Source organism: Pseudomonas sp. PA-7-1E, assembly GCF_021605325.1.
GTDB lineage: Bacteria > Pseudomonadota > Gammaproteobacteria > Pseudomonadales > Pseudomonadaceae > Aquipseudomonas > Aquipseudomonas fluorescens_BV.
The window spans coordinates 21,724-46,461 of sequence record NZ_WKFA01000013.1; the positions used below are offsets into that span (position 1 = coordinate 21,724).

Sequence of the window (24,738 nt, forward strand, 5' to 3'; positions counted from 1 at the left end):
CGGGATAAGTAAGGCTTGATTGTTGCGCTAGACTAGGCCCATTAAAACCTCCAGATTTGGATACTTCAGATGGTCCAGATGCGTAAATGGCGTCCACTGCTCCGGCTTGAAGAAGGTGCAAGCCAGGCGACTTACCGCAAGATCGCCGAAGGCTTGGTCAATGCCATCCTCGAAGGCCGCCTGCCGCCCGGGACGTTACTGCCGGGCACGCGGGAAATGGCACACTTGCTCGACGTCAACCGCAAGACGGTGATCCTGGCCTACGAAGAAGCCATGACCAAGGGCTGGCTGACCAGCGAGCCGCGCCGTGGCACCTTCGTCAATGTAAAGCTGACACTCAAACACCTGCCCAGCGTTACGCAACCGTCATTCGCGCCGCCGTTACTGGAGCAACCGCTGGTACCCTATTTCACCCATAACGCCCAAGTGGTCGCTCTACAGCATCGGCGCGATGCGCTGTTTTTCGACAACGGCACCAGCGACCACCGCCTGCTGCCCCAGGCAGTTCTGCACCGTTACTATCGCCATGCACTGCGCAACAGCTTTGCCTCCAATACCGTGCGCTACGGCAGCGAAGGCACCGGCTATCACTTGCGCTGCGCCCTGGCCGAAATGCTGCGCAACAACCGTGGGCTGACGGTCACTGCCGAAAATATCTGCCTGACCCAGGGCACCCAGATGTCCCTGTTCCTGAGCGCCAGCCTGCTGCTCAAGCCCGGCGACGTGGTCCTGGTGGAACGTCTGAGCTACCCACCGGCATGGGAAATTTTCCGCAAGCTCGGGGCGAAGTTGGTCACGGTCGACATTGATGATGAAGGTTGCCGCACAGACCAGATCGAGCGCTTATGCCGTGAGCACAAGGTGCGCATGATTTACCTCACGCCTCATCACCAATTCCCCACCACCGTGAGCTTGCACGCTGCACGCCGGCAGCACTTGCTGACGTTGGCCGCGCTGCATGACTTCTGCATTATCGAAGAGGACTACGACCACGAATACCATTTCAGTGGCCGCCCTTACCTGCCGCTGGCCAGTGACCGCGCCCAACGCCATGTGCTCTACATCGGCTCGTTGTCCAAGGTGCTGGGCTCGACGTTCCGCTGCAGCTATATCGTGGCGCCCACCTCTGTGATTGAAGCCCTGCAACGCAATGCCGCGCTGATGCTAGGCGATACCGACGCGGTCGCTCAAGCCATGCTGGCAGACCTGATCAATGACGGGGAGTTGAAGAAGCATTTGCGCCGCGTGTCGAAAGAATATCGGGCGCGCCGCACGGTATTGCAAGATTGCCTGGATCAGGCGTTTGGTGCTCGCATACACGTGCGCGAGCCCGAGGGTGGCTTGGCGCTATGGGTACGTTTCGAGGAAGAAATAGACGTCGATAAGTTGGCAAGCACCGCACTGGACCACGGCGTTGTGGCGCGCAGTGGTCGTCAGTTTTCCCCCAACGACCAACCGGTAAACGCGCTGCGCCTGGGCTTTGCCTCCCTCGACCGGGACGAAATCCAGCAAGCCACTCAGCGCCTGGCCCAGGCGATGAACGCCATGGGCAGGCGCTGAAAAACTTACCCTGCGGCCCCTAGAAATGGCAGCGCCAGGTACAACTTAATCACCACCGCGTTAGCGATATCGATGAAGAACGCGCCCACCATCGGCACCACCAGAAACGCGATCTGCGAAGGCCCGAAGCGCTGCGTCACCGCCTGCATATTGGCAATCGCCGTAGGCGTGGCGCCTAGCCCGAAGCCGCAATGGCCTGCCGCCAGCACCGCCGCATCGTAGTTGCGGCCCATCACCCGGAACGTCACGAAAATCGCGAACAGCGCCATCAGCAATGCCTGTGCGGCCAACAGAATGACAATCGGCAAAGCCAGTGCCGCCAAGTCCCAGAGCTTGAGTGACATCAGCGCCATCGCCAGGAACAACGACAAACTGACATTGCCCAGCACCGAGACTTCGCGTTCGAACACCTGATGCCAGCCGAGCATGGACAGCCCATTGCGCAGCACCACACCGACGAACAATACGCACACGAACGTCGGCAATTCAAAAGCGGTGCCTTGGATGGCGGCATTCAACAAGTTGCCGCCCTGCAGGCTGATCGCCACCAGCGCCAGGGTCTCGATAAACGAAAACGCGGTGATCAGGCGCTCTTCGTTCGGTTGCTCGAACCCCTTGGCCAGGCTCGATTGCGGTTGCCCAATACCTGGAACCTCGACCCGCTTGATCAGAAAACGCGCCACGGGCCCGCCGATCAGGCCACCGAGCACCAGGCCAAAGGTCGCCGAGGCAATCGCCAATTCAGACGCAGACGCCACGCCATACTGCTCACTGAACACCGCGCCCCAGGCCGCACCGGTGCCATGCCCACCGGACAAGGTCACCGAGCCCGCGAGCAGGCCCATCAATGGGTCAAGGCCGAGCGCCGAGGCCAGCGCGATACCCATGGCGTTTTGCACCACCAGCAAGCCCGTTACCACCAGCAGAAACACCGCCAGGATCCGCCCGCCCTTCTTCAGGCTGGCAAAATCGGCGTTCAAACCGATAGTGGCAAAGAACGCCAGCATCAACGGGGTTTGCAATGAAGGATCGAAGCGTACTTCGATATCGGCAAACGCGCGCAACGCCAGGAGCAGCATGGCGACCAACAGGCCACCGGCTACCGGTTCCGGAATATTGTAAGTACGCAGAAAGCCGATACGGGCTACAAGCCCGCGCCCCAGCAATAGCACCAATGAAGCGGCAACGAGGGTTGAATAGAAATCGAGCTGAAGCATCCGGTCAGTTCTCTGAAGTGGACAAGGAGAATGGGTGGCCAGAGTAGAGAGCACAGGGCGAAAAGGCATTCACCCTACAAAAAACACAGACTTTCCCTACAAGCCTCACGATAATAACCTACAACCGCCTGCACCTCGCCCCTCCAGAGATACGCAGAGTAGACTTATCGACGACGCCTTCGCAGCAGAGGCCAGTTGGAGGCGATCTCCCCCGGCTCAGCGTCACGCCCTGCGATTCGCACCAGGTCTGGAAACTCAAGCAACAGGGCACGATTGCCCCGGCCAATGTGCTCCATCACGGCCAGGGTAATGTTTTCACGCACCATGCCCGTCGAAACGTAATACATGGCCCAGGCTTGCTCTGGCGTACAGAGGCCGATCTGTTCTTCAATCTCTTTGTAGGCCTTGTAGTCGTCCGACTCTAAATAACGCTGATCACGACCCTGGCGCATGCTGTCTCCCTCCCCGACCCCGTCACGTACCGCTTTTGACCTTGGTCCAGACCCGTGTGCGAATGCGCTCCGCCTTCAGCGGCAAGGGCTCAAGCGGAACCAGTGTGGCCATGGTCTTTTTATCGGGATAAATCCAAGGGTTATCCCGCAACTTTTGCTCGACGAACTCAGTGGCATCTTTGTTGGCGTTGGGATAGAGCATGTAGTTGGACGTCTTGGCTATCACCTGCGGCTGCAGCATGTAGTTGATGAACGCCAGAGCGGCCTTTGGGTGGCGAGCATCCTTGAGCAACACCCAGTTTTCAGACCAGACCAAGGCGCCTTCGCGCGGCAGGCTGTAGGCAATCTTGCGGCCGCTGTTGGACTTTTCATTAATCGCCTGAGCGGCCAGCGCACCATTGGCCCAGCCGACGACTGCACAGATATTGCCGTCCGCCAGGTCGGCGTCGATTCTGGACGAGTCGAAATAGAGCACATAGGGACGGATTTTCAACAACAGCGCCTGGGCCTTCTGGTAATCCTCTGGATCGGTACTGTTACTGGGCAACCCCAGGTAGTGCAAGGCGATCGAAATGATTTCGCTGGGGGAGTCGAGCATGGCTACGCCACAAGACTTGAGCTTGCTGATGTTTTCTTCTTTGAAGATCAGGTCCCAACTGTCCACCGGGGCGTCATCGCCCAGCGCCGCCTTGACTTTATCCACGTCGTAGCCAATGCCAGTGGTACCCCAGACATAGGGCACGGCGTAGCGATTGCCTGGGTCATTGACCGCCAGCAGGGAGAGGATGTCAGGGTCGATGTGCGAAAGGTTACTCAACTGCGCGCGATCCAGCGGCTGCAGCACCCCAGCCTTGATCAAGCCGGGTAATACATTGGAGGTGGCCACGACCAGGTCATAGCCGGTGCGCCCAGCCATGACCTTGCTCTGCATGATTTCGGCGCTGTCGAAAGCATCCATATGCAGCTTGATGCCGGTCTCCTGCTGGAATTGCCTGGGCGTCTGCGGTTCAAGAAACCCGAACCAGTTATACAGATACACCGAAGATTCAGCGGCGGCTGCGGGCGTGCTGGTTGCAGCCCCCAGGAGCGAAGCTAAAAAAATAGCTCGCAAGTGTGCTCGACTCATATGACTATCCCTGTCCACACGACACGCCTTCATGGCTATCGTAAGCTCGGGGTGAATATACCGAGCATCAACGAATAGTAAATACCTACAAGTACTTAGCTCTGGCCTGCAAAGCCCTAACCCTAAAGGGGTAGAACATGTCGCTTGACCTTCATAGCCTGGCTTGGCACCGATCGGTTGGAAAACTGATCATGCAGCTCAATCGCCCGGAGTTCTGGAGTTCTTTGATTCGCGTATTGAATGAATATGTGCAGATAGACAATTGGGTGGTGCTGGTTTTTGGCGACCACGCGGTGCGCGTGATCAGCCTGCCCGAAGTAGCAGACAGCGAAGAAATCGACGCCTTTATTCACCGCTATGTGAAAGGCCTGTATCTGCTGGACCCGTTCTATATCGCTGATCGAGAAAACCCACAGAGCGGGTTCTTCCATCTGCTCGATATTGCGCCGGAACACTTCCGGGAAACCGAGTACTACCAACAATATTTCGCGCAATACATCTCGGTCGATGAGGCGCAATACAATGTACGGCTCGATGCCGGCACAACGCTGTGCATGTCGTTTGGCAGCAACCTGCGATTCACCCAGGCGCAGATAACAGTATTGGACCTGATCAAGCCGTGGGTGACGGCATTGATGCATCAACGCATGTTTTTTGAAACTGACCCGACGAAAAACCTCGCCGAGCCGGCCCCATGGGCCGAGGCACTTACTCAGTTGGAAACACAAGTAACGGCACGTGAAAAGGACGTGCTCAAGTTACTCCTCAGTGGGTTCTCCAACAAAGAGATCGCCGGCAAGCTGTCGCTGTCGACAGAAACCATCAAGGTCCACCGTCGCAACATCTACAGCAAGCTGAATATCAAATCTCAGTCCGAACTGTTTGCGCGTTTTTTCATGCCACGGCAAGAGATCCCTTCGACGCTTTGAACGGGGTGGTGGCGAAGTAAATTGCGCACAAACAAAAACGCCGATCATCACTGATCGGCGTTTTCGTTAAATATGGAGCGGGAAACGAGACGTGTACTAGGACAGTAAGTCGTTGTTTCCCAATCACTTTCTTCGTTGGGCTGGCCAGCGAAGACCTCAATTGTAGCCTTGTTTTTCGTCCTCGGCAACAAATTCGTCCAAAGAGTTCCACAGACGTCCAAAGAGCTGCACTCAGCACACCAGACCCACGATCGGTACATCGTCGTAGGCAACTCCCTCGAACTCATCATCCACGCCCGGTCGTCTGCCCCGCATCCATCACCGCGAAGACGATCAGGCAGATGGTTCTGGTGATGGCACAGCTCGGATGCCACCTAGGAACGCCTGCACCACAACTCACAGGCGACCTTCTGGTCAAGCTCCTTTGAAAGAACGCGCATGCTGGCCACCGCGTTTCCGCACACGATTCTTTGTCGATATATCAGGATGACGGGGCAAGCATGACAGGCGCCGGTTTGCTGCGTCCGACTGGACATTCGAGGACGATTGCGGCCCCCTCACGCTTCCTGAGACCGCTGGCATATCAGGTCATACCTAGACGGTTTTGCAGAAACCGTAACTTCTCACGACCCTGATAGCGTGAGCGTCGCTGTCGAGCCTACGTCCCGATGCTCGACCTTCTGATCGATGATTTTTGCACATCGAACACACGACGACTACCAGTTGCGCGAACTGGTGAGAAGTATTCAAACCACATGACGAAGCGGCCTTCGGGACCCACTTCCTACACAAGCGACAGGCCGACCATGAGGTCGGCGACAAAGGAGTCGGTCATGTAGTTCTTCTCCTGGAAGGAGACGGAGCATGCACGAGAACAAGAATGATGCACCAACATCAAAGGTGTTCTATCGCCCGATCGAAGCGTCCATCCGCTGGGCCGGGCTGCTGCGATACGAGCAGGTGATCCTGGCTTCGATTTCGTCGCCAAGGCGCCTGCCGCAGTCGTTGGACTGTCCACGTTGTGACGAGCTGCGGCTTTGCACCGAACGCATCTTCGACGGCATCCTCAATGGAGAACTGCCCTTCGGACGGAACGGCATCACGACGCGCGATTCCGCGCTGATCGACTCCCCTGATCTGACGGTGCGCCACGTCGATCTGAAGCGCTGGATGCGCCAGCACTATCCCGAGCAACGACCGTGCTTCCTTTTCTCCCGGAGCGAGCGCATCGCCCATCCCTTCATCTCGGTGGAAACTGGGCAGGCGATGCTAGTCGAGCGCCTGGCCCTGAAGTCCACCTTGGACCAGTACAAACGCCAACTGCATGAGCTGCAGGAAAAGCACGGAGCGCTTCTCAAGCAGATGGCGCCCTCTGCTGGCGCACAGTGCCTGATCAGTGATCGCGCCGAAGCCACCTACCTGAACATCATCGGCAGCATGCTGGACCTGATGCTCGGCCAGTCGCCTTCCGGCGTTCCGTACTCCAGCTTCAAGACGCAGGAGGCGGTGGTCAGCGCGTTGGTCGCCCATCACAGCGGCGCAATGGGGATCGCGGAGCGGACGCTAAACGGCAAGTTCGCCACGGCCAGACGCCGGCTGCGTAGCGCAACAGTCTGAGGTTTTCCATCTTGTATGTGCAATCGCGGAGATTGCATTTGCAATGTCTTTTCCCATCCATGTCTATTGAATGGAGGTCACGCCAACAAACGCCACTGAGCGTTCAGGAGTGACCGCCATGTCGCAAACACCTGCACTGCCCGCAAGCGAGCGCCGCATCCTGCGGCTTGATGAAGTCGAAACCAAGTCGGGTTTCAAACGCGCCCACATCTACAACCTGATGCGCAAAGGCCTGTTCCCGAAGGCGCTGCGCCTGGGCGTGCGCGCGGTCGGTTGGGACTCCATCGAGATCGATCAGTGGATCGCCGAGCGCGTCAACAACCGGGCCTGACCCGTTCTCCAGCGGACTTCCCATCCTCACACGGAGAACGCCATGCAGGTCGTATCCATCATTTCAACCAAAGGTGGCGTCGGCAAGACCACCACGGCCGCGAACCTCGGCGGGCTTGCCGCGGACGCGGGGCTGCGTGTACTGCTGCTCGACCTCGACGTGCAGCCCACCTTGTCCTCGTACTACGAGCTAGGCCACCGCGCACCTGGTGGCATCTACGAGTTGCTGGCCTTCAACGAGCGCGACCTCGGGCTGCTTGTGTCCCGCACGAACATCGAGGGCCTGGACTTGGTGCTCTCCAACGACCACCGAGGCGAGCTGAACACTTTGCTGCTGCACACGCCGGATGGGCGCCTACGGTTGCGCCATCTCTTGCCGGTCCTGGCGCCTCTCTATGACCTGGTGCTGATCGACACCCAAGGTGCGCGCTCGGTGCTGCTGGAGATGGCGGTGCTCGCCTCCAACCTCGCGCTGTCGCCCGTGACCCCGGAAATTCTCGCGGCGCGCGAGCTGCGGCGCGGCACCATGCAGTTGCTCGAAGACATTGCGCCCTACCGGCACCTGGGCATCGAGCCTCCACCTCTGCATCTGCTCATCAATCGCGTCCACCCTGTGTCAGCCAATGCACGGCTGATCCAGCAGGCCCTGCGCGATCTTTTCCAGGACCACGCCGGCATCCGCGTGCTGGCCACCGACGTGCCGGCCATCGAGGCGTATCCGCGTGCAGCTACGCGCGGATTGCCAGTGCATCGGGTCGAATACCGCCAGCCGCCGGGCAGAGTCGCCCTCGCCGCGCTCGACACCATGCGCGGCCTCGCAGACGAACTATTTCCGCAATGGCGGCACCGATTTGCCATGGTGTCCGGCCGTCCGCCACACCCTCTTGATGCCGGGAGGTCCCATGGCGAACGCACATGAGCTAGCCCGAGGCCACAAGCGGCTTCGCGCCCTGATCGAGTTCGCGGTTGGCGAAGGTTGGCACGTCAAACGCACGCCTGGCGGCCACCTCAAGTTCACCAAGCCTGGCTGCGCCGCGATCTACACCAGCTCGACGGCAAGCGACCACCGGGCGACCCTGAATGCCCGTGCGCAAATCCGCCGCGCCGAGCGCGAGGCCCGATACCAAGCGCAGGGAGGCGGCCATGGCTGAGATCACCTCCCAGCAGATGGCTGGCAAGCTGCTCGCGGCCGGGTTCGAGCGCAGCGGCCCGTCAGCCTCGACCTTGAGCGACCCGATCGCCGACACCCCCATGGTCGTGACCCTAGATCAGTTGCGCCCCTACGACCACGATCCCAGGAAAAAACGCAACCCGGCCTACGAGGAAATCAAGGCGTCCATCCGCGAGCGCGGTCTGGACGCAGCGCCGGCCATCACTCGCCGACCAGGTGAGTCCCACTACATCATCCGCAACGGTGGAAATACTCGGCTGGCGATCCTGCGCGAACTATGGTCAGAGACCAAGGACGAGCGGTTTTTCCGTGTATCGTGCCTGTTCCGGCCGTGGCCCAGCCGCGGCGAAGTCGTCATGTTGACCGGCCACTTGGCCGAGAACGAATTGCGCGGGGGCCTCACGTTCATCGAGCGCGCCCTCGGCGTCGAGAAGGCGCGCGAGTTCTACGAGCAAGAAAGCGGCACCACCTTGAGCCAGTCCGAGCTGGCCCGCCGCCTCGCCGCCGATGGCTTCCCGGTACAACAGTCGCACATCAGCCGCATGAACGACGCGGTGCAGTATCTCCTGCCCGCGATCCCCACCGTGCTCTATGGCGGTCTCGGTCGCCATCAGGTCGAACGCCTGTCGGTCATGCGCAAAGCCTGCATGCTCGCGTGGGAGCGCTACGCCAAGGGTCGCCCACTGGTTCAGGACTTCGACGAATTTTTCCAGGAAGTGCTGTCGCAATTCGACGTCCAGGCCGACGAGTTCTCCGCGCAGCGTGTACAGGACGAGCTGATCGGCCAGATGGCCGAGATGCTGGGTGTCGATTACGACGTGCTCGCCCTGGACATGACCGAATCCGAGAGCCGGCAGCGCGCCTTGGTCAGCGACCCAACGCCGCCATCGACGCCGCCTGCGTTGCCGGAGCCGGGAACCATCGCGCGCCCACCTGCCAACACTGCGCCACCCATCGCAGGGGCTGCATCCGCAGCGCCGCCTGCAGGCCGACCTGCGGCAACGCCTTCGACGCGCGAGAGCGACACGGATGCCAGCCAGGCAAGTCCGGCCAACCCTGCGGTGGGTGGCGATCTGCTTCGGGAGCACATCGTCTCGCCGGCACCGACGACCGAACGGCTCCAGTCCATTCAGCGCATGGTCGCCGACCAGTTGGGTGATGCGCTGCCGCTCGACTTCTCGGCGAGTGTCTTGCAGTCCATCCCTGTGCAGGCTGGCGGGCTCTATCCGATCTCCGATGTCTGGTACATCGATCCCGGCGTGGACACAGCCGAGCGCCTGCGCATCCACATCGCACAGTTCGCCCGCGAAATCGCGGGCGAGGCAGACCTGGACGAGTGCATTGATGACCGTGCAGAGGGTATCGGTTTCGTCTGCCGGGCCCGCACCCAAAGCTCGGCACCGCTGGGCCGTGCCGTCCTCGCGCTGTTAGCGTGCCTGGCCGGTCAGCGGCCCGCCGACGTCGGCCTGCACGACGGGCAAATCGTCATCGAACTGCCGGCGCTGCTGCACGGCCAGGGTGATGCGGCCCAGCGATTGAGCGATACCTCGCTGGTCAAGCTGTTCCGGCTGCTGCGGCTGGCCCGGCGCCTGCTCGACCTTGAAGCCGGCGCTGAAGGCGTTGGAATGTGAGCGAGGGAGGCCAGCATGTCCGCACCACACCCACTCAACCAGGCCGTCATCGCCCAGGCCCTCTATGACCTGCGCAATGGGCAACTGCGCCGGTGCAAACTGATGGGGTTTGGCGAGGAAGAACTGGACGCCCTCAAGCATCCCGCGCTGATCAGCGTGCTCGCCAACGCTAACGTCTCCTGGTGCTCGGTGACGGTCAACCGCGAAGTGCTCCGGCGACTGCTCAAGCAGGCGCAGGACGTGGAGAAGGAAATCGCCACGGTCGATCGCATGCTCAGGCTGGGCGCGAGCACCGAGATGGTCAGTCGGTTCTATGGCCTGACCCACCAGGAGGTGGCGCTTCGCCGCGAAATCCTCGGCCTGCCGAAGCGCAAGGGCCGCCACCCCGTGCTGGACGAGAAACAGGACACGGAGCTGTGGCGGCAATGGAAGGCCGTGACCGGCAGCAGGAATGTCGATCTCGAAGACGAAACCTCCATCCTCGACGCTACCATGGACTTGGCCGAAGGCATGTCGCTGCCTCTGTCGGTGGTCTGGGCCTCGATCAAGAGCTGGGTCGATCAGGGATTGGGTTGAGCCATGGCCGTGGACGACACCGCACCACGCCGTGGCCCCGTCGCACTCGCGGATCTGTTCGATGCTGCCCTGAAAGACCTCGCGCCCAAGCCCAGCCCCAGTGCGCCAGCACCCGTGCCTACGCCGACGCCCGCCACGTCAGGCGATGCCTTCCTCTTCAGCGGCAACCGGCACGAGACCGTGCCGCGGCGGCTGTTCCTCGACCGTCGCCTGACGCCGCTGGAGCGCAACGCCTGGCAGGTGTTCCGGCTGATGCTCAACGACGACGGCATGACAGCCTTCCCGACGTATGAGCAGCTTCGACCCTGGCTGGCGTCGATGCCCTGCGCCGGGCAGGCCTCGCATGAAACCGTGGCCCGAGCGTTGACGCTGTTGCGCCTCACCCGATGGTTGAGCCTGGTACGGCGACGGCGTGACCCCAAGACCGGCCGCATCCTCGGCAACCTCTACGTTCTGCACGATGAACCACTGACGCCCTTCGAGGCCATGCAGCTCGACGCCGACTACCTGGCACTGGTCAGCCAGTCCCTCGGCCATTCGGCCAAGGCTGTCCAGATGGTCGGTCTGAACACCCTCAAGGAGATCGCGGAAGATCCGATGCTCTCCGGACGCACACTGCCGTCGCGGCTACAGGTCCTGGCCGAACGCCTCGCCAGCCAAGGCATCACGGCCGCCGAAAGTTATCCACAGGAGGATGCCGCCCACGATTCCGAAGAAGGAGCATCGAGCCTTCTTCGGAATGCGGACGACCCGTCTTCGGAATCCGAAGCAGGGGCGAAACCCGCGCCAGACGCCTCTCTTCGGAATCCGAAGCAGGCCCGTACAGTACGTAGTAGTCGTATTAATGAAGTACGTACTACCGCGCAGGCGCGCGCGCTGGGCGATCTGCAATGGCCCAAGCGCTTCACGGAACTGAAGGCAGAGCAGCAGACAGGTGCCAGGGTGGCATTGCAGCAGGTCGATGCCGCGCTGAGACAGGCCGTGCTGGACGACTGGGCCGCACGATGCAGCAGTCATGGCATCCGCAATCCTGCGGGGTATCTGTTCGGCATCATCCAGCGCGCCATCCATGGCGAGTTCAATGCCTGGGCCAAGAAAGACGCGCCATCGGCACCCGTCCCGCCAAACGAGCGGCCACCAGCAGCACCGCCACCTCAGCCGCAGGGTAAGCCAGTGCCGCCGGAAGTCGCCAAGCAGCACATCGAGCGGCTACGCAATCTGCTCGCCAGCAAGTGAGCCGGCATGCAAGTCGGTGAAAGTAGATGCCCATGGCCGCCAATAGAGCTATCCCCTGGGGATAGTTCCGCTGCTGGGCACAACGCCAAGTTGTCGCAGGCCTGGGATCGACCATCTGCCGCAGCATCGGTGTTGCCTACCCTGATCCCGGCGTGCAGCGTTCGTTGACGCTCCATGGAGCTATCCCCTGGGGATAGCTCGCGCCGCATGCAACCGCCGCGCCCTAAACCGGGGCCCGCCGGGATTCGGATTCTTGACTGACTGCCTTCCGCTTCCTGCCGAAGCTGGCCGCTCCTTTTCCAACAACGAGCGGACACCATGGCAACCAATGAACCTCTGCAACTGAATCTCGGCTCCCTGCGCAGCGCGATGTCGCTGACCCTGCACACCCATCACGCTTCCCGCATCTGGCACGGCCGCGCCGCCGCCGAGGGGCGACCGGGCATCGTCGGCCTGAACGGCTACATCGCCCAGATGAACAAGATGCGGCGGGGCTCGGAGCAGGACGACCCGTACTCGGACTGGTGGATGCTGCGCATCGAGGACAAGCTCGACCAAACCAAGGTCACGCTGCAATCGCTGCGCGAGCAGGTGGACCAGGCGCTGGCGAGCGTGCCACCGGCGCTCAGCCTGGGCGAAAACCTCAACGTGCAGCCGGTCAAGCTCCCGCTCTTCGTCAACGCGCAGCTCGGCTTTGCCGCGGTCTATCTCCTGGCCGACTACGACGACATCGCCCGCAAGCTGATCCTCGCCCACCACACCGCGCTCATCGACCGCAGCACCTTGGAACGCTGGCTCAACGAGGGCGCGCACGCGCTGCGCAGCCTGTTCTCGCTGGCCCAGCAGTATCGCTACTCGGGCTGCACCCGCGACGATTTCGCGGCGAAGAACGCCGCTGCGCGAGTCGCGCTGGAGAAGTACGGCGAACTGCCGCAGGAGGTGCTGGAGGGGACACGCCGCTCGAAGTTTGCGCCACCCGTCGTGCGCCGTGGCCTGCAACAGCGCGGCGACGGTCCTGCCACAGCGCCTCCGCCCAGCGACGAAGCCGCCACCGCAGAGCCGCCCGAAGCGTCAGCCGGCGAGGACGAGCCCGCATGAACGATCTGAACCAACCGACCCGCTACTTCCGGGGCCTGCAACAGGGTGCCTTCATGCGGCTGGAACACGCGGCCTCTCTAAAAGGCCTTTTAAAGCCTTTTAAGGGTAAAGGGGACTTCGAGGCCTGGGCCAGCCAGTGCTTCGCCATGCGCGACGAGTTGATTGCCCTGGCACAGCGACAGGTGCTGGAGCAAGCATGCGGGCACCCCTTCCACCTTCTGCCCATCGAACTGGCCCAACAGACCACTGGCGCAGGAACCGTCTTCTTGCGCTGGCGCAGGCACGACAGGTCGGCCATGGGCGTGGCGCTGTGGCGGGAGCTGATCGCCAGCAGCAGCACACCCGTCAACCTGCTGGCCGACCTGCACGCGATCGAGCTGCAGCGCATCACGTTGAACATGCAGATCAGCCTGCTGCACACCTTGGGCAGGCAGGCGCAGGAATGCGCCAGCAAGGCCGCCGAGGCGGACGACGCCTACCTGCACCGGCTCACGTCCGTTCCTGCCGCAATGCGCGATCGGTGATTGCGCCGGGCATCCCAGCACGCGCCCGGCGCCGACGAGGCACGGGTATTTCAACCACCACGGAGATCACACCATGAGCACGCATTTTTCTGGCGAAGGCAACATCGGCTCGCCACCGGAGTACCGCGAATTCCCCAACGGCAATGACGAACCCAGCCGCTTGCTGCGCCTGAACGTCTATTTCGACAACCCCGTACCCAAGAAGGATGGCACCTTCGAGGACCGCGGCGGCTTCTGGGCGCCGGTGGAAATCTGGCACCGCGACGCCGAGCACTGGAAGGACCTGTACCAGAAAGGTATGCGCGTGCTGGTCATCGGCCGCATGGAGCGCGAGCCTTGGACGGACAACGAAGATCAGCCGCGCGAGACCTGGCAGATCAACGCGCGCAGCGTCGGCATCCTGCCGTACCGCATCGAGTCCGTGGCCCTCAGTCCGAAGCCGCAGGAGGCAGAACCGAAGCCACAGGCTGCCCAGGAATCGACCGCGCCGAAGGAGGCGAAGCGCAGGAAGTGAACCGGCATGGAGGGCGGCCGCCGTAGTGCTTCGCCGCCCTCCATGCACCCCGCAAGCTATCCCCTGGGGATAGCTCCATCAACGTCCATCGACTTCCACGCGCTCCCGCAAATCGCGGCTACTGGTCCGCACACCTGCGGCCACGCGCCATCCCCGCCCGAGCCATTCCATCGGCGTGAAAGCGGTCGCCGGCGCATGCGGCTTGTTTGCTGCTACCCCAGGTGGCGCTCGGCATCCTCGATTCCAGCAACTCCATGAACAACGGGAATCGGGATGGACGGACATGCGGCTGTTCTTGTGCGAGAAGCCCTCCCAGGGCAAAGACATTGGCCGAATTCTCGGTGCCACGCAGCGCGGTGAAGGCTGCCTCAACGGTTCCGGCGTCACCGTCACCTGGTGCATCGGCCATCTCGTCGAAGCGGCAGCCCCCGAGGTCTATGACGCGGCGCTCAAGCGCTGGTCGCTGGAGCAGTTGCCCATCATTCCTCAGCACTGGCGGGTCGAGGTCAAACCTAAAACCGCCACGCAGTTCAAAGTCGTCAAGGCGCTTCTGGCTAAGGCGACCCAGCTTGTCATCGCCACAGATGCCGACCGCGAGGGCGAGTTGATCGCCCGCGAGATCATCGACCTGTGCGGCTACCGCGGTCCCATCGAACGGCTGTGGTTGTCGGCGCTCAACGATGCGTCCATCCGCGCGGCACTCGGCAAGCTCCGGCCATCGGCCGAGACGCTGCCGATGTACTACTCGGCGCTGGCGCGCTCTCGGGCGGATTGGCTCGTCGGCATGAACCTCAGCCGCTTGTTCACGGTGCTGGGACGGCAGGCCGGCTACGACGGCGTGCTGTCGGTAGGCCGCGTCCAGACCCCCACGCTCAAACTGGTCGTGGACCGCGACCGCGAGATCACCGCCTTCGTGTCCGTGCCGTACTGGGCCATCGACGTGTCCCTGTCCGCCGGTGGCCAGACTTTCGCCGCGCAGTGGGTTCCCCCGAAAGCATGCACCGACGACGCCGGCCGCTGCCTGCAGCAGCCCATCGCGCAGCACGCCGCGCAGCAGATCCGCGCCGCGGACAGCGCCCAGGTGGTGGCGGTCGAAACCGAGCGCGTGCGGGAAGGCCCGCCGCTGCCGTTCGACCTGGGGACCTTGCAGGAGGTGTGTTCCAGGCAGCTTGGGCTCGATGTGCAGGAGACCTTAGACATTGCTCAGGCCCTATACGAGACGCACAAGGCCACGACGTACCCGCGCTCCGATTCGGGCTACCTGCCCGAAAGCATGTTCGCCGAGGTGCCAACGGTCCTCGACAGCCTGGTCAAGACCGATCCCTTGCTGCGACCGATCATGGACCAGCTCAACCGCACTCAACGCTCACGCGCCTGGAACGACGCGAAGGTGTCTGCTCACCACGGCATCATCCCGACGCTCGAACCGGCGAACCTCTCGACCATGAGTGAGAAGGAACTGGCAGTGTATCGGCTGATCCGGGCGCATTACCTGGCGCAATTCCTTCCTCACCACGAGTTCGACCGCAATGTGGCGAACCTCTCCTGCGGCCAGCAGACGCTGGCGGCCACCGGCAAGCAGGTCGTCGTCAAGGGGTGGCGCCTGGTGCTGGCCGAACCGCAATCCGAGGAGGATGGCGACCCTGCGGCGCGCAGCCAGGTACTGCCCGCGCTGCGCGAGGGCCTGGCATGTCAGGTGGCCGACGTCGATCTGAAGGCGCTCAAGACGCTGCCCCCTCGGCCCTATACGCAGGGCGAGTTGGTCAAGTCCATGAAGGGCGTCGCCAAACTGGTCTCGGACCCGCGCCTGAAACAGAAGCTCAAGGATACGGTCGGCATCGGCACCGAAGCGACGCGGGCCAACATCATCAGTGGCCTGCTGACGCGGGGCTACCTCGTGAAGAAGGGCCGCGCCATCCGTGCCTCGGATGCGGCCTTCACCCTGATCGACGCGGTGCCCACAGCGATTGCCGACCCAGGGACAACCGCCGTCTGGGAACAGGCGCTGGACATGATCGAAGCTGGACAGCTCACGCTGGACGTATTCATCGGCAAGCAGGCTGCATGGATCTCACAGTTGATCGCGCAGTACGGCAGCACGTCCCTGTCCATCAAGGTTCCCCACGGACCGCCTTGCCCACAGTGCGGCGCACCGACGCGCCAGCGCACCGGCAAGAGCGGCCCATTCTGGTCGTGCAGTCGCTACCCCGACTGCAAAGGCACGCTGCCGGTCGAATCCGGCACGTCCAAGCGTGGTGCCTCGCGCCCGCGCCGCAGCGGCCGCAAAGGCTCCTGACCGACCCCGTTCCCCGTGAACCGTGCCCGCCATCGGCGGCGCGGCCTGTGTTCCGCACGCCCTGCGGGACGCCCAGCGCGCAACGCCTTCTTGTCCGTGTGCGCGTCCCGCTTGGTCATCCCCGGCCGCGGGACCTGAAGGTAGCTTCTCCGCGAACCGCCTCCTGCGCGTTCTGCTGATCTGCATTTCTCCCGCCTCTGCGAAGGGTCCCCCGGTGGCTTGCCAAGCTGCGCGAGCCACCCGGAGACCCTTCGTGGTCAGCGGTATTCGGTGCCGGTGCCCGCCGGCGCAAAAACGGGCTCCCTTTGTGCGCGGATGTGCGCCAGACGATGCCGGCGCGAACCACGACATGCGCCGGGTGTGATTGCTGATGAGCAGACGGTTCTAGCGACGACCGGGCCTGCACCAGCCCACGGGTGGTTCTGTCCTCCCGAGCCGAAGGCCGCAGGGCCTTCGGCGCCTTTCTCCTGCCTATCAACGTCCCGGCCCGCCCCGGGCCACACGAACAGGAGACCCGACATGAACCCGCAACCTTGCACCCTTCGCGGTGCGCCCCAGGCCGCGCCACTGCTGTACGGCAGCGTGTGCAGCGGCATCGAGGCCGTGAGCCTCGCATGGCAACCCCTCGGCCTCAAAGCCGCGTGGTTCGCCGAGATCGAGCCGTTCCCGAGCGCCGTGCTCGCCCACCGTTACCCCCATGTGCCCAACCTGGGCGACATGACCGCGATCGCCCGTCAGGTGCGCGCCGGCACCGTGCCGGCGCCCGACATCCTGGTCGGCGGCACGCCGTGCCAGTCGTTCAGCGTTGCCGGCGCGCGCCAGGGGTTGAACGACCCGCGCGGCGCCTTGACCCTTGCCTATGTGGAGCTTGCAAATGCCATCGACCAAACCCGCCACCAAGACCGCCGCCCGCCGGCAACGCTCGTCTGGGAAAACGTCCCCGGCGTCCTCAACGACCGCAGCAATGCCTTCGGGCATTTCCTGGGCGCACTGGCCGGAGAAAGCCGTGCGCTCCAGCCGCCAGGGGAAAAATGGGCGCACGCTGGTTGTGTGTCTGGACCCCGCCGCCGCATCGCCTGGCGCGTGCTCGACGCTCAATATTTCGGTGTCGCCCAACGCCGCAAGCGCGTGTTTCTTGTGGCATGTGGTGGTGATGACCTCGATCCCTCCGAAGTACTTTTTGAGCGCACAGGCCTGCGCGGGGATTCTTCTGCGGGCCGCGCGCCGTGGCAAGAAGCTGCCCGCGCTGCTGGACCGGGTGCTGCAGCAGCAGGCGGATACGCAGGATTCGCTGGACTGAACCAGCCCTACGGCAAGGTCACGACGACGTTCGGATTCAGCGGCGGCATTGGCCCCGTCGATGTTGCGGCATGCCTGATGGCCGCGGGTCCCAAGCACGACATCCGCACCGAGACGTTCATGGTGCAGTCCATCGCCGGCAGCATCGCCCACACCCTCGACACCGCCAACAACGGCAAGGGCAGCAGCGAGGACGGTACGGGAAAGGGCGTGCCGATCATCGCCTTCACCGCCCAGGGCAGCGGCGCGGACGCCACGATCGACCTGACGCCGACGCTGCGTGCCGGCGGGCATCGCAACAGCCATGCGAACGCAGGCGTCGTGCCCGCCATCGCCTTCGCGCAGAACAACCGCGGCGAAGTGCGCTTCGAGTCGGGCCATGGACAGGTGTCTTGCACCGTCCTGTCCAACGGCAAGCCGGGCTACGGTGTGCCGATGGTGGCCTGCGTTGCCCTGCGGGGACGGACGCAGGGTCTTGCTGCCGAACTGGGCGGAAGCGTTGCGGCGGCGTTGCGTACCAGCGGCGGCGGCGCAGACAAGCCCCATGTCCTGGCCCCCGACTTCGAGGCACATTTCCGCTACGACTGGAATGAATCCGGTGCAGCGGACTGGTCGCAATGGCGGGTGCGGCGGCTGATGCCCATGGAGTGCGAGCGGCTGCAGGGCATGCCCGACGACTACACGCTGATCCCGTATCGCGGCAAGCCTGCCGCAGACGCTCCGCGCTACAAGGCGATTGGCAACTCCATGGCCGTCCCGTGCATGGCTTGGCTGGGCAACCGGCTGGTGCAGTGCCTGCACAAGACGGACTCGACCGCTTCGGATTGATCGACGACGCAGCCTGCCGGCCGCGCCATTCTCCCCCTGCATTGCCGATGTATCGGCAGCAGCCCGCAGCCAGGGTGTCAAGGCTGCCGTGGGTTCCGCCCACGCCACCCACCAGTTCGCTTCGGCATCTCACCGGCGAACGCTGCCCACCGGGGCATCGATGCCTCCTTTCTCCAACCCACGGGATGGTCGCCACGTCCCGTCAGGGGCATGTCGCCACCCGGTCGATTTCAGGACTTCCCATGGACACCATCACCAAGCAAGACCGCATCACGCTGAAGAACCTCAAGGTCGCCGACTTCGCCAGCGAGGAAACGCTGTGCTTCACCGCGACCATCGTGTTCGACGGCACTCCCATCGCCGAGGCCCGCAACGACGGGCATGGCGGCTCGACATTCCTCCGCGCGCTCAACGGCAAGACGACGCTGCTGGCTCAGGCCGAAGCCTTTGCCAAGGGCTTGCCGCCTGCGCCGCTCGATCTAGGCCAGGAGGGTGAAGACCCTCATTACATCGACATGACGCTCGACTTCCTGGTCGATGAACTGGCCGATGCCATGCACGCGGAGCGCAAGGTGCGAGCCGCCTTCAACCGCGACATCGGCAACAAGGTGCTGTTCATCAAGGACGGCAAACTGCTGTTCATCAAAGGCATCAAGCTCAAGGCTATCGCCGACCGCAAGGCGTACTTCGCTTCGCTGCGCACCAGGCAGGCCCAGCCCATCGTCATCCTCGCCGAGCTTCCGCCCGAGCGGGCATTCGACCTGTGGAAGCAGCATGTCCTGGGCGACAAGCCCGATTGACCCAGCGCCACCGCACCCTCCTGACAGCCCCGTACTCGATGCGGGGCTTTTCTTTTCCTGTGCTCATCAATCGGGGCTGGGCCGAATGCCGTTTTCCAACTGACGCGGCGCAGCCCTCGCACGAAGCTGCCTGCATGTTCGCTGATTCGTCAGCACATGCCAGCAGCCAGGGTTCCAGGCTGCCGCGGGTCTCTCCCGCGTCACCCACCAGTCCGCATCGCATCAATTCTGCGGATGAGCGTCCCCGTGACGCTGATGCTTTTTATCAACCGCGTGCGGGAGCTGCCATCCCGTGAGGGACAAGGCCCCGCTTTTCCAAGGAGCCCGTCCATGTCCCAGCAAGCCTCTTTCGGCCAGTTGGCCCTGACCTACTGCGGCAAGTTCCTGCCGCTCGAAGTCTTGCAAAGCGCCGCCGGCCACTACATCGGCACGCGCGATACCGAAGGTCCCGTTTCGCGGGAATCCCGCGAGTACTTCCGCAGCTATGCCGCGGCTCAACGCGCCCTCGAAAGAGGCGGCTGGTCCCAGCTCGCCATTCCCTGATCCAACTGGAGAAATCACGTCATGAACCAGCTACTGCCGCGGGAAGTCGTCGATCAGATCATGCGGGAAGAGCAGCATTTCGCTGCCGCGCCCCAAGCCTTCTTCGAGGCCTGGAAGCGCGGTGTCGAGATTGCTGGTCCCGAGTGGTTCGGCGACGGCACCCGTGAAGGCCTGAACCAGGCCAAGACCAAGTGGGATTTGCGTCCCGACATGCTGCGGCTCAACGATGCCCTCGGCGTCCTGAGCAGCGGCGAACGCATGTTCCTGTCCGCCATGGTCAGCTTCTACAACGCGCGCGAGGGCGGTGCCATGCTCAAGCGCTGCCGCTTCCACGGGCTGTCGGACTTCGACGGTCTCGATCTGGAACGCCGCAAGGTCATCGCCGACCTGCTGGTGAACTACAGCGGTTGGTGAGCCGGTCTCCGGCACGCCACTGTCCTCTCGATCCCCCCGTGAGGGACATGCGCCCATAAGGCCATGTCCCTCAATTTTTCTTCCCCATCGCCCGACGCCAACGGCCTTGGGCTATTCCCTGCGGACGCCATCGTCCGCATGGGCTGGCTCCGCTCTTCTCGAAAGGAGCCAGCATGGCAAACAACTACTACGAAGGCACGGGCGTTCTCGTGCTCAACCGCGTTACTCCCGTCATCAAGGCACTGTTCGGTGCTTTCGCGCTCGACGAAAACCATCCCGGCAATGGGCAGGCCTACATCGCCCAGATCGCCGAAACCAATGATCCACGCTGGACAGATGTGCTGGACGGTCTGGAAAACCTGGCCACACAACTCGGCATCCCCATGCCCGACGACGAAGAGTTGTCGATTCCGCCTCTGCTTGAACGGCTGGCCGCGCACTTCGGTGCTGACCAGGACGGGGAGCTGGAGAACCTGATCGAGCACCACCAATTCGAGGACGGCGCCGACCTGGAAGCCCTGCTTCTGATCGCTACCCGCTTCGATGACGGCCATAACCTGACCGCCATCCAGTTTGAGGGCTGCTGGTATTGCAGCAAGCCAAGGCTATTCGAGTTCGGCGGCAACGGCTGCTACCTGAGCCGTGAGGTCCAGGTCTTCAGAACGTCCTCGCAGGCGCTTCAACTCGGCGATCAACTGCGCAACACCATCCTGGCCGCCGACATCGAAGAGGCCTCAGCGTTGATCGCGCTGGAGGCCGCCAACCTGCTTGCCGGCATCACCGATGAGCAATTTCGCCTAAATGTGCGCCATCGCATCGCCGAACGGCTGGTTCAGACGCCAACGATCAGCGCCGACTGACGCATTTTCCACTTTCAACCAACCGGGTCCAATTCCCGGTGGCGGAGATTGGCCCCAATATTCAAATCTGGAGAGTTCCCATGTCCCAGAAACCCAATCCCTTTCTCCGCGGCTACTGGAATCTGAAAATCGTCCGCACGCTGTGCATCGGCTACGACGACGGAAGCCCGCATGTCTGGCGAATCATCCACGCGAGTCAAAAGCACTTTTCCGACGAGGAACTGATTTCATCCTCGTGCATCGTCACCAGCGATTTCGCCGTGGTCAGGAATGGTCCCGAACCCGTGAGTGCCGAGGTGCTGGCCGAATGCGATACCGCAGAAGGTGTCAGCGGCGAAGGTGTAATCGGTGCCGTGGTCTATGCCATCCATGGCGACGACTTCGACGGTCGCCCCATCCACGTCGGCGACGCCTATTCGGCAGAGGCAGCGCGGGAAGTCGTACAGCGCCTGAGTTTCGAGACCGGCTACTACAGCCGGTGCTGGGAAATCAGCAGCGCACACATCAGCCAAGAAACCGGCCAATACCTCGCCAACCTGGCAGACCTCGCTACGCCGGAGGCATTCCTGTTCATCGCGTTCCGGGTTCCGTACAGCCCGGCGATCGGCATCAAGCTGATCTCCACTCCCTGGACGGACAAGAACCTGGACCACGCCGAGGGCATCAGTGCGGAGCAGCTTCGCCAGGAGCACCGAAGCAAGGGTATGCCGGATGACCTGGCGAACGTCATTGAACTGGCTGGCCAGGCCGACGTGCGCATCCTGATTCTCGACGCCGACGCACCCGTGCTGTTGGGCCTGCCGTTGGCCGAATCCTAGCAGCCGCTCGACGCAACATCCTTCCTCTTTGTTCTCCCCCATACCGGCCCGTCTCCCTCCCGGAGCCGGGCTGGTCCATTTTCATAGGAGCAACCTCATGTTCCCCGACCTCATCTCGCGCACGCCAGACTTCGAGCACCAGCTCGGCGCCTGCGTCAATGCCATGGGCCAGGACGACGCCATCGGCCAGATCCTGGTATTCGAGCGCATGAGCGGCACGCTGCACATGCGCCATATCGCCAGCGCCGACCTGGTGGACACCGACATTGACGACTACGAAATGGTCGTCTTCGACGGTGGCAACACCAGCGGCGATACATGGAAGCATGTCTTCTTCCCACGTCAGCGCGAGCACTACTTCGTGTACGAAGCCTGACCCAACCAAGCCCCTTTTCGAGGGGCTTTTTCTTGTTTGACGATGACTCCAGCCCGGTAGTTCGCTGGACTGCGCAGCAGCTCGATACAGCAGGTTTATCAATAGCTTACGCGCGTCCATCATATGCCGGTGCTTTCTGAAATCTGACCCGGTTTGCCCTCGCGCCGCTCCTATCTGGCTCTTGGAATCCGGGTCGTTCCAAGGAGTCATCATGGCAAAAATCAAGCTCACCAAGACCGCCGTAGAGTCTGCGCAACCCCAGGCGAAGGACATCGAACTACGGGATACCGTTGTGCCCGGCTTCCTCTGCAAGATTACCCCGAAGGGCCGCCGGGTGTTCATGCTCCAGTACCGCACGAACTCCGGGCAGCCTCGCAAGCCCTCGCTGGGCCTGTTCGGGGAACTGACCGTGGAGCAGGCCCGCGTCATGGCGCAAGACTGGCTGGCCGAGGTTCGCCGGGGCGGCGATCCCGGCGGTGCCAAGGCCGAGGCGCGCAAGGCACCCACGGTCGAAGCGTTGTGCAAGAAGTTCATGGAGGACTACTCCAAAAAGCGCAACAAGCCCAGCACGCAGCGCGGCTATCAGGCGGTCATCGACCGCTGTATCGTCCCGCTGATCGGCCCTAAGAAGGTGCAGGACGTGAAGCGGCCCGACATTGCCGGGCTGATGGAGAAGCTGGCCTACAAGCCGGCCGAGGCGAACAATGCCTTTGGCGTGCTGCGCAAGATGTTCAACCTGGCCGAAGTGTGGGGCTTCCGCCCGGACGGCACGAACCCGTGCCGCCACGTCCCGATGTATCCGCCCGGCGAGGAAACCCGGCTCATCGTGGACGACGAGCTGGCGCTGATCTTCCGCCAACTGGAGAAGCTGGAGGCGGAAGGGCTGGAGAACTACGTCATCCCGCTGGCGATCCGCCTGCAATTCGAGTTTGCCGGTCGTCGCTCCGAAATCTGCACGCTCGAATGGAGCTGGATCGACCTGGAGAATCGGCGCGTGGTGTGGCCGGACAGCAAGACCGGCGGCCTTTCCAAGCCCATGAGCGCGGAAGCCTATCGGCTGTTCTCGACCGCACCGCGCCGGGACGGTTGCCCCTACGTCCTGCCGTCGCCCAACGACCCGACCAAGCACCTGACCTTTGGCGAGCACTATGGCGGCTGGTGCCGCGTGCTCAAGGCCGCCGGTGTTCCGCATGTCGGTACGCACGGCATCCGCCATCGCTCGACTACCGACATTGCCAATTCGGGCGTGCCGACCAAGGTAGGTATGAAGCTGACGGGCCACAAGACCGTGGCAATGTTCATGCACTACGTTCACACCGAGGACAAGCCGGTGCGTGATGCGGCCGAACTGGTGGCGAGCCGGCGGCAGGCCATCACGGGCGCGCGGCAGCCCCAGGAGGCCATCGCATGAACAGGCGCAAAGCATCTGTTCCTTCGCCCGCAGCGCCGACGGCGCTGCTGGGCGACATTCGGACATTGATCGAAGCGGCGCGCAAGCGCGCCGCTTCGGCGGTGAATAGCGAGCTGTCGATGCTCTACTGGCGCATCGGCCAGCGCATCCATACGCAGGTCTTGGAAGGTCGGCGGGCCGACTACGGCGAGGAAGTCGTGCTGACCTTGGCAGCGCAACTGGTGAAGGAGTACGGCAGCAGTTTTTCGGTCAAGAATCTGCGTCGGATGGTGCAGTTCGCCGTCGCTTACCCGGACGAGCGAATTGTCGTATCACTGATACGACAATTGAGCTGGACGCACTTCATCGCCCTGATCCCGCTGAAAGACCCGCTCCAGCGGGACTACTACGCGCAGATGGCGAGCGCCGAACGCTGGAGCGTGCGGACGTTGCGCGAGCGCATCGACTCGATGCTGTACGAGCGCACGGCGCTGTCCCAAAAGACGGAAGCAACCATCGCGCAGGAACTGGCGACCCTGCGCGATGCGCAGCGCATGACCCCGGCGCTGGTCATGCGCGATCCGTACATCCTCGACTTCTTGGGCCTGCGGGATAGCTGGCAGGAAGGCGACTTGGAAGCCGCGATCATCCGCGAAATGGAAGCCTTCCTGCTGGAGCTTGGCGCGGGCTTTTCCTTCGTTGCCCGGCAGAAGCGCATCCCGATTGACGACGAGGATTTTCACCTTGACCTGCTTTTTTACAACCGCAAGCTGCGGCGGCTGGTGGCCGTCGAATTGAAGATCGGCGAGTTCAAGGCAGCGTACAAGGGGCAGATGGAGCTTTATCTGCGCTGGCTGGACAAGCACGAGCGGGAGCCGGAAGAAGCCTCGCCGCTGGGAATCATCCTCTGCACGGGCAAGAAGCGCGAGCAAATCGAACTACTGGAATTGGACAAGTCGGGCATCCACGTCGCCGAGTACCTGACCACCTTGCCGCCGCGTGCGGTGTTGGGCGAACGATTGCAGCAGGCGACCGAGCGGGCGCGCTTACAGATCGAACAGCGCACGCAGGACACGGAGTAGGCCAAGCAGCATTTGTGCGTCCTGTCGTGCCGCCGTCGGGTTCGCGGGCTG

Annotated in this window: 25 protein-coding genes; 22 read left to right on the forward strand and 3 right to left on the reverse strand. The window is 62.7% G+C overall.

The window, feature by feature from the left end; all coding sequences use genetic code 11:
• Window positions 1-69: 69 nt before the first annotated feature.
• The gene (gene pdxR, locus GIW79_RS11100) at window positions 70-1,560 is read left to right on the forward strand and encodes a MocR-like pyridoxine biosynthesis transcription factor PdxR (protein WP_236452517.1); all 1,491 of its coding nucleotides are present in this window, start codon (window positions 70-72) and stop codon (window positions 1,558-1,560) included.
• A 5-nt stretch (window positions 1,561-1,565) separates the two neighbouring features.
• On the opposite strand, the gene gltS is transcribed toward pdxR, so the two are convergent.
• From gltS to GIW79_RS11115, 3 genes are all read right to left on the reverse strand, one after another.
• Window positions 1,566-2,777, reverse strand: a complete 1,212-nt coding sequence (gene gltS / locus GIW79_RS11105; RefSeq protein WP_236452515.1) for a sodium/glutamate symporter — start codon at window positions 2,775-2,777, stop codon at window positions 1,566-1,568.
• 164 nt (window positions 2,778-2,941) lie between these two features.
• Entirely contained in the window at window positions 2,942-3,229 is a 288-nt protein-coding gene (locus GIW79_RS11110; RefSeq protein ID WP_054898856.1) for a hypothetical protein, read from the reverse strand.
• 22 nt (window positions 3,230-3,251) lie between these two features.
• Complete coding sequence (locus tag GIW79_RS11115) at window positions 3,252-4,355, reverse strand: polyamine ABC transporter substrate-binding protein (protein ID WP_054920044.1); 1,104 nt, start codon at window positions 4,353-4,355, stop codon at window positions 3,252-3,254.
• A gap of 137 nt (window positions 4,356-4,492) precedes the next feature.
• Between GIW79_RS11115 and GIW79_RS11120 the strand changes: the two genes are divergently transcribed.
• The 21 genes from GIW79_RS11120 (at window position 4,493) to GIW79_RS11220 (ending at window position 24,687) form a co-directional block, all read left to right on the forward strand.
• Window positions 4,493-5,284 carry a helix-turn-helix transcriptional regulator gene (locus tag GIW79_RS11120; protein WP_054898854.1) on the forward strand — a complete coding sequence of 264 codons (792 nt, stop codon included), beginning with the start codon at window positions 4,493-4,495 and terminating at the stop codon, window positions 5,282-5,284.
• 864 nt (window positions 5,285-6,148) lie between these two features.
• On the forward strand, window positions 6,149-6,901 hold the full coding sequence (locus GIW79_RS11125) for a hypothetical protein (protein WP_028690967.1): 753 nt from the start codon (window positions 6,149-6,151) through the stop codon (window positions 6,899-6,901).
• A gap of 118 nt (window positions 6,902-7,019) precedes the next feature.
• Window positions 7,020-7,232 carry an AlpA family transcriptional regulator gene (locus GIW79_RS11130; protein ID WP_009459729.1) on the forward strand — a complete coding sequence of 71 codons (213 nt, stop codon included), beginning with the start codon at window positions 7,020-7,022 and terminating at the stop codon, window positions 7,230-7,232.
• A 42-nt stretch (window positions 7,233-7,274) separates the two neighbouring features.
• On the forward strand, window positions 7,275-8,150 hold the full coding sequence (locus GIW79_RS11135) for a ParA family protein (protein ID WP_028690966.1): 876 nt from the start codon (window positions 7,275-7,277) through the stop codon (window positions 8,148-8,150).
• Window positions 8,134-8,382, forward strand: a complete 249-nt coding sequence (locus GIW79_RS11140) for a hypothetical protein (protein WP_019726333.1) — start codon at window positions 8,134-8,136, stop codon at window positions 8,380-8,382. The genes GIW79_RS11135 and GIW79_RS11140 overlap by 17 nt, the downstream gene beginning before the upstream one ends.
• The gene (locus GIW79_RS11145; RefSeq protein ID WP_028690965.1) at window positions 8,375-10,033 is read left to right on the forward strand and encodes a ParB family protein; all 1,659 of its coding nucleotides are present in this window, start codon (window positions 8,375-8,377) and stop codon (window positions 10,031-10,033) included. The genes GIW79_RS11140 and GIW79_RS11145 overlap by 8 nt, the downstream gene beginning before the upstream one ends.
• Window positions 10,034-10,048: 15 nt before the next feature.
• Window positions 10,049-10,609, forward strand: coding sequence for a DUF2857 domain-containing protein (locus tag GIW79_RS11150; protein ID WP_023093474.1), 561 nt, complete (start codon window positions 10,049-10,051; stop codon window positions 10,607-10,609).
• Between the two features lie 3 nt (window positions 10,610-10,612).
• Window positions 10,613-11,845, forward strand: coding sequence for an STY4528 family pathogenicity island replication protein (locus GIW79_RS11155; RefSeq protein WP_028690964.1), 1,233 nt, complete (start codon window positions 10,613-10,615; stop codon window positions 11,843-11,845).
• A gap of 318 nt (window positions 11,846-12,163) precedes the next feature.
• Window positions 12,164-12,943, forward strand: coding sequence for a PFL_4669 family integrating conjugative element protein (locus GIW79_RS11160; protein WP_028690963.1), 780 nt, complete (start codon window positions 12,164-12,166; stop codon window positions 12,941-12,943).
• Window positions 12,940-13,467, forward strand: coding sequence for a DUF3158 family protein (locus GIW79_RS11165; protein ID WP_028690962.1), 528 nt, complete (start codon window positions 12,940-12,942; stop codon window positions 13,465-13,467). Before GIW79_RS11160 ends, GIW79_RS11165 begins: the two co-directional genes overlap by 4 nt.
• 73 nt (window positions 13,468-13,540) lie before the next feature.
• Entirely contained in the window at window positions 13,541-13,981 is a 441-nt protein-coding gene (locus tag GIW79_RS11170) for a single-stranded DNA-binding protein (RefSeq protein WP_028690961.1), read from the forward strand.
• Window positions 13,982-14,264: 283 nt separating this feature from the next.
• Complete coding sequence (locus GIW79_RS11175) at window positions 14,265-16,277, forward strand: DNA topoisomerase III (protein WP_028690960.1); 2,013 nt, start codon at window positions 14,265-14,267, stop codon at window positions 16,275-16,277.
• A 519-nt stretch (window positions 16,278-16,796) separates the two neighbouring features.
• Window positions 16,797-18,404, forward strand: a complete 1,608-nt coding sequence (locus tag GIW79_RS11180; protein ID WP_023103930.1) for a DNA cytosine methyltransferase — start codon at window positions 16,797-16,799, stop codon at window positions 18,402-18,404.
• A 242-nt stretch (window positions 18,405-18,646) separates the two neighbouring features.
• On the forward strand, window positions 18,647-19,204 hold the full coding sequence (locus tag GIW79_RS11185) for a hypothetical protein (protein ID WP_023103929.1): 558 nt from the start codon (window positions 18,647-18,649) through the stop codon (window positions 19,202-19,204).
• 330 nt (window positions 19,205-19,534) lie between these two features.
• The gene (locus tag GIW79_RS11190; protein WP_003290186.1) at window positions 19,535-19,747 is read left to right on the forward strand and encodes a hypothetical protein; all 213 of its coding nucleotides are present in this window, start codon (window positions 19,535-19,537) and stop codon (window positions 19,745-19,747) included.
• A 21-nt stretch (window positions 19,748-19,768) separates the two neighbouring features.
• Complete coding sequence (locus GIW79_RS11195) at window positions 19,769-20,161, forward strand: hypothetical protein (RefSeq protein WP_017512401.1); 393 nt, start codon at window positions 19,769-19,771, stop codon at window positions 20,159-20,161.
• Between the two features lie 173 nt (window positions 20,162-20,334).
• Window positions 20,335-21,021 carry a hypothetical protein gene (locus tag GIW79_RS11200; protein ID WP_017512402.1) on the forward strand — a complete coding sequence of 229 codons (687 nt, stop codon included), beginning with the start codon at window positions 20,335-20,337 and terminating at the stop codon, window positions 21,019-21,021.
• 80 nt (window positions 21,022-21,101) lie between these two features.
• Window positions 21,102-21,839, forward strand: coding sequence for a DUF5983 family protein (locus GIW79_RS11205; RefSeq protein WP_017512403.1), 738 nt, complete (start codon window positions 21,102-21,104; stop codon window positions 21,837-21,839).
• A 97-nt stretch (window positions 21,840-21,936) separates the two neighbouring features.
• A complete protein-coding gene (locus tag GIW79_RS11210) occupies window positions 21,937-22,215 on the forward strand; it encodes a hypothetical protein (RefSeq protein WP_009459701.1) in 279 nt (92 codons plus the stop codon).
• Between the two features lie 211 nt (window positions 22,216-22,426).
• On the forward strand, window positions 22,427-23,626 hold the full coding sequence (locus GIW79_RS11215; RefSeq protein WP_023121658.1) for a tyrosine-type recombinase/integrase: 1,200 nt from the start codon (window positions 22,427-22,429) through the stop codon (window positions 23,624-23,626).
• Window positions 23,623-24,687, forward strand: coding sequence for a PDDEXK nuclease domain-containing protein (locus GIW79_RS11220; protein WP_023121657.1), 1,065 nt, complete (start codon window positions 23,623-23,625; stop codon window positions 24,685-24,687). Before GIW79_RS11215 ends, GIW79_RS11220 begins: the two co-directional genes overlap by 4 nt.
• Window positions 24,688-24,738 lie beyond the last annotated feature (51 nt).